General features: G+C 64.6%; 7 protein-coding genes. 3 read left to right on the top strand and 4 right to left on the bottom strand.

The genetic code is table 11. The features are described from left to right. Both ABWP09_RS13130 and ABWP09_RS13125 read right to left on the bottom strand, forming a co-directional pair. Positions 1-326, bottom strand: a 326-nt coding sequence (locus ABWP09_RS13130) for a hypothetical protein (protein ID WP_353205574.1), incomplete at its 3' end; no start/stop codon positions are given. After that, positions 323-976, bottom strand: coding sequence for a histidine phosphatase family protein (locus ABWP09_RS13125; protein ID WP_353205573.1), 654 nt, complete (start codon positions 974-976; stop codon positions 323-325). The genes ABWP09_RS13125 and ABWP09_RS13130, both read right to left, overlap by 4 nt. A gap of 136 nt (positions 977-1,112) precedes the next feature. Here ABWP09_RS13125 and ABWP09_RS13120 point away from each other — a divergent pair, with 136 nt between their 5' ends. Beyond that, the gene (locus ABWP09_RS13120; protein ID WP_353205572.1) at positions 1,113-1,790 is read left to right on the top strand and encodes an outer membrane protein; all 678 of its coding nucleotides are present in this window, start codon (positions 1,113-1,115) and stop codon (positions 1,788-1,790) included. A 146-nt stretch (positions 1,791-1,936) separates the two neighbouring features. Then, positions 1,937-3,049, top strand: coding sequence for a DNA polymerase III subunit beta (dnaN, locus tag ABWP09_RS13115; protein ID WP_353205571.1), 1,113 nt, complete (start codon positions 1,937-1,939; stop codon positions 3,047-3,049). Positions 3,050-3,176: 127 nt separating this feature from the next. Here the strand turns inward: dnaN and ABWP09_RS13110 are convergent, their stop codons facing one another. Both ABWP09_RS13110 and ABWP09_RS13105 read right to left on the bottom strand, forming a co-directional pair. After that, entirely contained in the window at positions 3,177-4,151 is a 975-nt protein-coding gene (locus ABWP09_RS13110) for an agmatine deiminase family protein (RefSeq protein ID WP_353205570.1), read from the bottom strand. Beyond that, positions 4,148-5,809 carry a M28 family metallopeptidase gene (locus tag ABWP09_RS13105; protein WP_353205569.1) on the bottom strand — a complete coding sequence of 554 codons (1,662 nt, stop codon included), beginning with the start codon at positions 5,807-5,809 and terminating at the stop codon, positions 4,148-4,150. The genes ABWP09_RS13110 and ABWP09_RS13105 overlap by 4 nt, the downstream gene beginning before the upstream one ends. Between ABWP09_RS13105 and ABWP09_RS13100 the strand changes: the two genes are divergently transcribed. Further along, positions 5,796-5,986, top strand: a 191-nt coding sequence (locus tag ABWP09_RS13100) for a hypothetical protein (RefSeq protein ID WP_353205568.1), incomplete at its 3' end; no start/stop codon positions are given. The two genes, ABWP09_RS13105 and ABWP09_RS13100, sit on opposite strands and share 14 nt — an antisense overlap.

Genomic DNA, 5,986 nt, shown 5'->3' with positions numbered 1-5,986 from the left:
CGGGTGTCGGGGGCCCAGGCGTCGGCATTGCCTGCGACCAGTTCGAAGCGGCGCTCGCCGACCGAGAGCGTGACGCGTGACTGCGGATTGCGTTCGCGGCTGAGGCGGATGTGGAGCTGGTTGCGCACGGCTTGCCCCGGCCAGGTCGAGACGCTGGCAAAGGGGCGCCAGCGCGATGCGCCGCCCGCTTGCGCGGGCTGGGCGATGGCAAAACAGCGCAGCGGCGAGGGATCGGTGAAGGCACCCCAGGTGTCGAACACGCCAAGCGATTCGCGTGCCAGCGCCGGGCTCGCGAGCAGCGCCAGCAGCAGCATTGCCCGCCTCATGCCGGCGCGTGTCCCGTGCCGCGGTGGACGGTCGTTTCGATCCCGCGCTCGATCAGCACGACCGATCCTTGTGGCAGTCCCGGTGCAGCGGGCGCGCCATAGCCGGGAATCTCCGCCGCGCCGGTCATCACCCCGCGCAGTACGCGGCTCGAAATGCCGTGCATGATAACGAGCCGGTCGCCCGCCTCCCCGGCGGTATCCGCCAGCCAGGCCGACACGCGCGCGGCGATTTCGGGATAGGTTTCGCCGTCGGGCGCGGGGAAGAGCAGGCCCTGCTCGCGATCAACGACTTTCTCGCCCGCCTCGGCTAACGCGGCGTAATACGCGCCACCCCAACTGCCCATGCCGATTTCGACCAGCCGCGAATCGGTTCGCGCGGCGTGCCAGTCGAGTTCGAGATGCTCCGCGATGATCCCGAGCGTCTGGAGCGCGCGCCCGGTTGGCGACGCCCACAAGGTCAGCGCCGGTTTCGCCCCCAATTTTTCGCGCAACGCCCGGCCCATTTCGTCGGCTTGCGCGAAACCGGCGCGGGTGAGCGGGGTGTGCGGATGGTCGCCTTGCAACCGTCCAGCGGCGTTGAACACCGTTTCACCGTGCCGCGCGATGTAATCGCGGCCACTTCTGGGCGGCAATGCGGCGTTGGAATCCATGGCCTGCCTTTCAACCCCGTGTGGCGCAAAAGCAACGGTTTTCCTTGTTGTCTGAGGTTCATGCAACTCTTGCCCGCGCCACCTATTTGAGAAGCCCCACCAGGGATCGGTGGGTTGTACCAATGGAGTTACCAACATGCGTAAGCTTACCCTCACCGCCGCGGCTGCAACGCTCGGCCTCGCGCTCGCCGCCCCTGCCTTTGCGCAGGATGGCCCGCCGCCGTCGCGCGACGATCGTACTTTCACCGGCCCGCGCGTCGGCGTCATCCTCGGCTATGACAAGCTCCAGCCGGGCCGTGGTCCGAATTCAGACATCAGCAGCGACCGCAAGGCCAGTGGCCTGACCTATGGCGGCGATTTCGGCTATGACGTCGCGGTCAACCGCTTCGTGATCGGTGCCGAAGGCGAAGTCACCGGGTCGACCGGCGATGTCAGCAACCGCCCGGCCAGCGCCGCAGCACTCGGCTATGGCGCCGTCAAGCAAGGCCGTGACCTCTATGCCGGTGCGCGCATCGGTTATGTCGTCGCGCCCTCGACGCTGCTCTATGCCAAGGGCGGTTATACCAACGCCCGGCTCGATCTGACCGCGAATGACGGCACCACCACGACTGGCCGTCACTATAACCTCGACGGGTACCGCGTCGGGGCCGGTGTCGAGCAGAAGATCGGCCGCACGACCTATGCCAAGCTCGAATATCGCTATTCGAACTACGGCAACGCACGGCTCGAATATGCCAATGGCACGAACACCAACAATTTCAGCGTCGATACCGACCGGCATCAGGTCGTCGCTGGCGTAGGCGTTCGATTCTAGGCCAAACCTCGCGTTTGCGGGCGTAAATCGGGGGTCGGGGCGCTTGCTCCGGCCCCTTTTATGTTTAAGGAATGCGATACGGCGAATTGCCTCCGGTGCGCTTGGCGTGACCGGAAAAATTAAGGGCGGCGGCCCAGGGGAACGACATGAAGGCGACGATCGAACGCGCGACTTTGTTGAAGGGCTTGAGCCACGTCCAGTCGGTGGTCGAGCGGCGCAACACGATCCCGATCCTGTCCAACGTCCTGATCGAGGCGACCGCCGAAGGCGGCCTCAAGCTGATGGCGACCGATCTCGATCTGCAAATCAACGAGACGGTCGCAGCCGCAGTCGATCAGCCCGGCGCGACGACCGTGTCTGCACACACGCTGTTCGACATTTGCCGCAAGCTGCCCGAGGGGAGCCAGGTCAGCCTCGCTGCCGCCGATGGCAAGATGACGATCATGGCGGGCCGCGCCAAGTTTCAGCTCGGCACCTTGCCGCGCGACGATTTTCCGGTGATCGCCGAGGGAGAGCTGCCGGTCAGCTTCGAGCTCCCGGCCGAAACGCTCAAGCAAATCATCGACAAGACGCGCTTCGCGATCTCGACGGAGGAAACGCGCTATTATCTCAACGGCATCTTCTGGCACGTGTCGGACGATCCGCTTCCCGTGCTCAAGGCTGCCGCGACCGACGGTCACCGCCTCGCACGGATCACGCTGCCGCGCCCCGATGGTGCCGAGGGGATGCCCGACGTCATCATCCCGCGCAAATGCATCGCCGAACTGCGCAAATTGCTCGACGAGATTGACGGGTCGGTCGGCGTGTCGCTGTCGCCGACCAAGATCCGCTTCGATCTTGGGCAAGCGCTGCTGACCTCCAAGCTGATCGACGGCACTTTCCCCGATTACAGCCGCGTGATCCCGACCGGCAATGACAAGATCCTCAAGATCGATCCGCGCAGCTTCGAAGAAGGCGTCGACCGCGTCTCGACGATTGCGACTGAGAAGACGCGCGCGGTGAAGATGGCGCTCGACCGCGACAAGATCATCCTGTCGGTGACCAGCCCCGAAAACGGCACCGCTGCCGAAGAAGTCCCCGGCGAATATACCGCATTGGGCTTCGAGATCGGCTTCAACAGCCGCTATCTGCTCGACATTCTCGGGCAATTGCACGGCGATACGATCGAGGTTCACCTCGCCGACGCCGCCGCGCCGACGCTGATCCGCGAGAATGACAAGTCGGCGGCACTGTACGTGCTGATGCCGATGCGGGTGTAATCGGGGCTAACCGATTACGCTTCTCCGTGCGCCCTGAGCCTGGCGAAGGGCCGGTTTCCGCTCTCGACCGGTGCGTTTGAGGCACGTAGCCCTTCGACACGCTCAGGGCGAACGGAGGTGGTTGGCGCTACGCCGGAATCTGCTGCGAGATGCAGTGGAAGCTGCCGCCCCCGGTGAGGATCGCATCCGCGCGCAAGCCGACTGCGGTGCGGCCCGGGAACAACGCCTGCACCGCCGCGACCGCCGCTTCGTCATTGGGCGCGCCGTAGAGCGGCACGACCACCGCGGCATTGCCGATGTAGAAATTCATATAGCTGGCGGGGACAATCTCCTCGTCGCGAAGCACGCGGCCGGGCGAGGGGAGGCGCACGAGCTCCAGCCCCTCGACCGCGCTCGCGGCCTGCGCGGCGCGTTGATAGACCAGCCAATTGGGGTCGTTCTCGGCCGCCTCGGGGATCGCCAGCACGCCGGGCGCGACGAAGCGCGCGAGATTGTCGACATGGCCGTCGGTATGATCGTGCATCAGGCCGTCGCCGAGCCACAGCACATCGATCAGGCCGAGATCGTCGCGCAGCCGTTGCTCGATTTCCGCCTTGGACAAAGCGAGGTTGCGATTGGGGTTGAGCAGGCATTGCTCGGTCGTGACGACAAGGCCAGTGCCGTCGCCGTCGAGCGCGCCGCCTTCCAGAACCCAGTCGCAGCTTTCGACCGTTAGCCGTTTGCGCGCCGCCAGCCTGCGCCCGATATCGTCATCGCCCGGCAGATCATATTTTCCGCCCCAGCCATTGAAGCGGAAATCCATCGCGCGCCCGTCGGACAGCAGGATCGGCGCGGTATCGCGCAGCCAGATATCGCCGAACGGCTCGACCACGACAGTGGCGAAAGCGCCAGCCATGCGCCGCGCCGCCTTGGCGGCTTCCTCATCCGCCGCGACCAGGATGACGCGCTCGCCGCGCCCATCGGCATGGACCGCGCGCGCGAAGGCCGTGACTTCGCTGCGGGCCGGTTCGAGATCGGCTTCCCACAATTCGGGATGGCTCGGGAAACCGATCCACACCGCCTTGTGCGGTGCCCATTCGGCGGGCGGGCGGGGGCGGGTCATGGTTTCGTCCTGGCTTCGGGATGGTCGCGGTCGCGAACGGCGCGGAATTCCGCCGTCTTATACCAATTGGGCCACATCGCACCGTCGGCCAAGGCGCGGCCCAGCCCGTAATAGAGCTTCACATCCTCAAGCGCGCCCGACCAATCCCACGCCGGATTATATTCGTCCTGCGGCTTGTGATAGCGGTTCTCGATGTAATCGAGCGTCGCGGCATGGCCCGCCGCTTCCCCGCCGACGCGCAAATCCTCGCCCGATTCCCCGTAAAACATCGGCACGCCGAGTTTTGCGAACATGAAATGGTCCGAGCGGAAATAGCTGCCGCGTTCGGGATTGGGTTCGGGCTTTATGACGCGGCCTTGGGCTGCGACCAACTTGGCCATCATGTCCTCGAGCGCGGATTTGCCCGCGCCGGTCACGACGAAATCCTTCGCGCGGCCGACGGTGTTGAGCCCGTCCATATTGACGCCGCCGACGGTGGTGGCGAGCGGATAGACCGGATGTTCGGCATAATAACGCGAGCCGAGCAGGCCGCATTCCTCGCACGTCACCGACATGAAGACGATGCTGCGCCGCGCTGGACCCGCCTTGGCGTTCGCCTCGGCCAAGGCGACGAGGCCGGCGGTGCCGCTCGCATTGTCGAGCGCGCCGTTGCAAATGCCGTCGCCCTTGACCGGCGTACAATGGCCGAGATGATCCCAATGTGCGGTGAAGAAGACATATTCCTTGGGCTTGGTCTTGCCCGGCAAGATGCCGATCACATTCTTCGAGGCCTGGCGTTTGATCGTGTTGGTGAAGCTGACCGACGCCGTCACACCGAGCGGCACGGCGGTGAAGCCCTTGACCTTGGCCGCCGCACTCAGCGCGTCGAAATCCTGGCCTGCGCTGGCGAACAGCTCTTTCGCTTTGGCGAGCTGGATCCAGCCGATCGCGTCGCTTTGATCGGCATGGTCGCCTTTCTCGTCGAGTTCGAGTTGTGGCCCGGTATTGCTCGACTGGACGACGCCCCAGCCGTAAGCGGCGGGCTCGGTGTCGTGGACGATAATCGCGCCCGCCGCACCCTGCCGCGCGGCTTCCTCATATTTATAGGTCCAGCGGCCATAATAGGTCATCGCCTTGCCTTCGAACAACCCCGTGCGCTCCGTCGATTGCCAGTCGGGATCGTTGACCAGGATGATGACGGTCTTGCCCTTCACATCGACCCCGGCATAATCGTTCCAGCCGCGTTCGGGGGCATTGATGCCATAGCCGACGAACACGACCGGACTGTCTTTCAGCGCGATGTTGGGCGTGACGCGGTAGCTCTTGACCACGACATCGTCGCGAAAAGCGAGGCTGAGCGGGGTCTTGCCGCCGGTGATGGTCATTGGCGACACATCCTGCGCGGTCATTTCGACGAGCGGCACGGCCTGGAACCAGCTGCCGTTATTGCCGGGTTTCAGCCCGGCCGCCTTGAAGCGCTGGACGACATAATCGGTGGTTTTGGTTTCTGCGGCAGAGACCGGCTTGCGGCCCTCATAGGCGTCGGACGAGAGCGTTTTGGTCACGTCCTTGAGCGTCTGGAGCGCAATCGCGGGTGCGGCTGGTCGGGGCGCGGGCGCGGTCTTAGCGGGCGCGGCCTGTGCCGATACTGCCGAGAGCAAGGCCGTGAAACCAACCATCCTGAAAGTGTTCATCTGCGCAGCATCCCCGTGGTTGACGCTCCGTTCTGGCATTCAACGCCGTGCCGCGCAACCAGCGGTCAATCCGCTTGGCAGCCTGCGAAAGCGTGCCTATCCTCGTGACAGGGGAGGCCATTTCATTATGAAAAAGCGCGTTTTATTGGTTGGGTGCATCGC

This window comes from Sphingomonas sp., from assembly GCF_040398505.1.
Classification (GTDB): domain Bacteria; phylum Pseudomonadota; class Alphaproteobacteria; order Sphingomonadales; family Sphingomonadaceae; genus Sphingomonas.
Note: the sequence above shows the minus strand (reverse complement) of the source record. Positions and strands in the feature narration are given on the sequence as shown.

Coding starts and splice junctions, on each gene's coding strand:
- ABWP09_RS13125 (WP_353205573.1), bottom strand. CDS start 976: ATGGATTCCAACGCCGCATTGCCGCCCAGAAGTGGCCGCGATTACATC.
- dnaN (WP_353205571.1), top strand. CDS start 1,937: ATGAAGGCGACGATCGAACGCGCGACTTTGTTGAAGGGCTTGAGCCAC.
- ABWP09_RS13110 (WP_353205570.1), bottom strand. CDS start 4,151: ATGACCCGCCCCCGCCCGCCCGCCGAATGGGCACCGCACAAGGCGGTG.
- ABWP09_RS13120 (WP_353205572.1), top strand. CDS start 1,113: ATGCGTAAGCTTACCCTCACCGCCGCGGCTGCAACGCTCGGCCTCGCG.
- ABWP09_RS13105 (WP_353205569.1), bottom strand. CDS start 5,809: ATGGTTGGTTTCACGGCCTTGCTCTCGGCAGTATCGGCACAGGCCGCG.